The sequence below is a fragment of the Promicromonospora kroppenstedtii DSM 19349 genome (assembly GCF_000515355.1).
In the GTDB taxonomy this organism is placed as follows: domain Bacteria; phylum Actinomycetota; class Actinomycetes; order Actinomycetales; family Cellulomonadaceae; genus Promicromonospora; species Promicromonospora kroppenstedtii.
Map to the genome: position 1 here is coordinate 4,235 of NZ_KI911694.1, position 3,402 is coordinate 7,636.

At 73.3% G+C, this 3,402-nt stretch carries 4 protein-coding genes; 1 reads left to right on the forward strand and 3 read right to left on the reverse strand.

Annotated elements, in window-relative coordinates; all coding sequences use genetic code 11:
- Nucleotides 1-406, reverse strand: a 406-nt coding sequence (locus PROKR_RS17200) for an undecaprenyl diphosphate synthase family protein (protein WP_036965035.1), incomplete at its 3' end; no start/stop codon positions are given.
- 296 nt (nt 407-702) lie between these two features.
- Between PROKR_RS17200 and trhA the strand changes: the two genes are divergently transcribed.
- Entirely contained in the window at nt 703-1,461 is a 759-nt protein-coding gene (gene trhA, locus PROKR_RS17205) for a PAQR family membrane homeostasis protein TrhA (RefSeq protein ID WP_084800503.1), read from the forward strand.
- On the opposite strand, the gene PROKR_RS17210 is transcribed toward trhA, so the two are convergent.
- Nucleotides 1,437-2,555 carry a nucleoside hydrolase gene (locus PROKR_RS17210; RefSeq protein ID WP_036965036.1) on the reverse strand — a complete coding sequence of 373 codons (1,119 nt, stop codon included), beginning with the start codon at nt 2,553-2,555 and terminating at the stop codon, nt 1,437-1,439. The genes trhA and PROKR_RS17210 overlap by 25 nt on opposite strands.
- Nucleotides 2,556-2,640: 85 nt before the next feature.
- On the reverse strand, nt 2,641-3,402 hold a 762-nt coding region (locus PROKR_RS17215; protein WP_036965037.1), incomplete at its 5' end, for a carbon-nitrogen hydrolase family protein.

A 3,402-nucleotide genomic window follows, 5' to 3' on the forward strand; every position in this document is an offset into this window, starting at 1 on the left:
CGGTGCGGTCCGCGGCGGCGCGCAGGGCGGCGGCCAGGCGCGCGGGGAGCAGGTCGAGCCGTCCGATGACGCGCAGGCGCCAGCGGCCCGACTCGGCGAGGTCGGTCACGGCGTCCTCGATGATGTCCAGCAGGTTGCTCAGCTCGTCGGCCGACCGGCTCAGGTTGTCCGTGGAGAGCATCCACAGCGTGACGACCTCGATGCCGAGCGAGTCGGCCCAGCCCAGGAACTCGGTGATCTTGTCGGCGCCGCGGCGGTGCCCGGTGGCTGCCGTCTCACCGAACGAGCGCGCCCAGCGGCGGTTGCCGTCGAGCATGACGCCGATGTGCCGGGGCAGTGTTGCGCCGTGCAGGGCGGACGCGAGGCGTCGCTCGTAGAGGCGGTACAGCGGGCTGGGCAGGCGCACGGATACCTCAGGGATTCGGGGCCGTCGGCCCGCTGTGCGCGGTCCGGACGGCAGCTCTGACGCTGGGCTCTGCGCCCGGCAGGACGGGGACAAAGGTACCCCTCGAACACGTACGTCCCCGCCGCCCAGCGGCGTTGCGGGGCTCCGGACGGGCGACTCCCGCCAACCCGGCGCAGGATCTTCACAAGGCCCCTGTCCGGCAACCCGCGCCCAAACCTACGCTAGAGTAAGTTACGCGACCGTAGGTTGTGCCCCGTCACCCGGAGGGCACCGGTCGCCGACGGTGAGGAGTGCACGTGGTCTCAGGAGCAGACGGGCCCGACCGTCCGGCCAGCCGCCTGGACGAGGTCACGCACAAGGTCTCGGAGACGCTGCAGGACATCTCCACCTCGGTGTCCTCGACCGTCGAGAAGGTCGAGAAAAAGGTCAAGCCACGCCTGCGCGGCTGGATCCATGCCGGCACCTTCCCGCTCGCCCTCGCGGCCGGCATCGTGCTGATCGCCCTGGCCCCGACCGTCCCCGGCAAGATCTCCGCGTCCGTGTTCGCCCTGAGCGCCTGCCTGCTCTTCGGCGTCTCCGCGGTCTACCACCGCGGCAACTGGTCCCCGCGGACCGAGGCGGTGCTGCGCCGGCTCGACCACACGAACATCTTCCTGATCATCGCGGGCACCTACACGCCGCTCGCGGTGATGCTCCTGCCCCGCGACCAGGGCACGATCCTGCTCGCGCTCGTGTGGAGCGGCGCGTTGCTCGGGCTGCTGGCCCGGATCTTCTGGCTGAACGCGCCCCGCTGGGTCTACGTGCCGGTCTACCTCGCCCTCGGCTGGGTCGCCGTCGCCTACATGGGCCAGTTCTGGGCCACCGGCGGCCCGGCCGTCGTCTGGCTCATCGCCGCGGGCGGCGTCTTCTACACGGCCGGCGCCGTCGTCTACGGCACCAAGAAGCCCGACCCCAGCCCGGCCTGGTTCGGTTTCCACGAGATCTTCCACGTGTGCACCGTGCTCGGGTTCGCGTGCCACGTGATCGCGATCTACCTGGCCAACCTCGCCGTCTGAGGGCCCTCGAGCCCGTCGAGGAACAGGTCCTCGAAGAGTGCGCCGTCCGCCGTCGTGCCCACCCGCTGCGGCGTCCCGCCGGCAACGCTCACCGTGCGGCCCGACGACGGACCGTCCAGCACCACGTCGACCGGGCGCACCCGGTAGTCCACGCCCTGCCCGGTCACGAGCGACACGGCCGCCAGGGCGTCCCACCAGAACATGACCCCCTGCCCGATCAGCTCGGGCATGCCCGGCTGCGTCACGATGGCGTGCACCGTGCGGGCCTCGTAGCTCGTGGCCCGCGCCCCCAGCTGGTCCACGAAGTCCTGCGTGATCGGCACGTGGTTGGTCGCGTCCAGCCCCACCACGCTCACGCGGGCCCGCGGCACGGTGGCCAGCACGTGGTCGGCCGCGACCGGGTCGATCCACATGTTCACCTCCTGGGTGTTGTCGAACCCGCCGGTCGTGGAGCCGAACAGGTTGCCGCCCACGTCGAACGCCCCGCCCATGACGACTACGCGCCCCAGCCGGTCGCGCAGCGCGCGCGGGCTCATCCGGTCCAGCGCGGCGGACACGTTGCTCAGCGGCCCTGTGGCCAGCACGGTCACCGGGGTCCGTGCGGCCTTCACCGTGCGGGCGATCAGCTCCGCGGCCGACGTCGGACCGGGCACGTCGGGCGTGTCCGCGTCGCCGAGCGCGCCCGACAGCACCTGCTCGAACAGCTCGCGCGCCTCGGGCGGCGGCTCGTTGACCCAGTCCGGTGACCCGTCCGCGACCGGCACGTCGGCCAGGCCGCAGCCGGCCAGGATGGTGCGCGCGTGGGTGAGCGACCGGCCCGGCGTGCCGACGCCGTTGTTCACCACCGTGACGGCGCGCAGGTCGATCAGCCCCTGCTTGTCGGCCTGGCACAGGTACAGCAGGGTCGCGGCGTCGTCGAAGTCCAGGTCGGAGTCGTAGACGACGGGTACGGGCCGGTACCCTGCGCCGCCGTCCGCCGCGCCGGGCTGCCCGACGGCGGAGGCCGGCGTCACCGTGGCACCCGCCACGCCCAGGGCGAGCGCCGCCGACGCGAGTGCGCGAACGCTCGACGAGAACCTCCTGCCGACCACCATGACCCGCTCCCTCCGACGACGGATGGAGCCATGGTGCTCGCGCGGCCCGCGCCTGCCCACGTCATTCGGCGCTGCCCGAAGACGCTCAGGCGCCGCTGGGGACGACGGTGTAGCGGCGGTTGGCCAGCGACGGGTTGGTCTGCCGCACCGCTGCGAGCGGCGCAGGGTCCAGGTCCACCGTGCGGTAGGCCTGCTCCTCGCCCATCTCCAGGCCGACGACGCCGTCCGGCCCCGCCAGCAGGGTGCGGCCGGTGACGCCCTTGCCCGTCATGCCGACGCCGATCACGACCGCCGTGTTCTCGATGGCCCGGGCCGTCAGCAGCGTGCGCCAGTGCTCGGCCTTGAGCGGCCCCGCGACCCACGCCGCCGGGTACACCAGCACGTCCGCCCCGGCGTCGACCACGCGGCGGGCCGACTCGGGGAACCGCAGGTCGTAGCAGGTCAGCACGCCGAAGGTGAGGCCGCCCAGGCGCAGGGTGACCGGCTCGGCGTCGGCGGGACCCGGCTCGAGCAGCTCCGACTCCTGGTAGCCGAACGCGTCGTACAGGTGCACCTTGCGGTACACCCCGGCGAGCTCGCCGGCGGCGTCGACCACGACCAGCGCGTTCGCCGCGCGGACGCCGTCCGAGCCCGGCAGCGTGACGCCCGCGATCACGGCGATGCCGTGCTTGCGCGCGCGCTCCCGCAGGAGCGTGACGAACGGCCCGTCGAGGGGCTCGGCGTGCTCGGGACCGACGCCGCGCGGGTCGTAGGCCGACGCGTACTCCGGGAGCACGAGCAGGCCCGACCCGGCGCGCGCCGCGACCTGGAACGCGTCGACGGCCGTCTCGCGGTTGGCCGCGTGGTC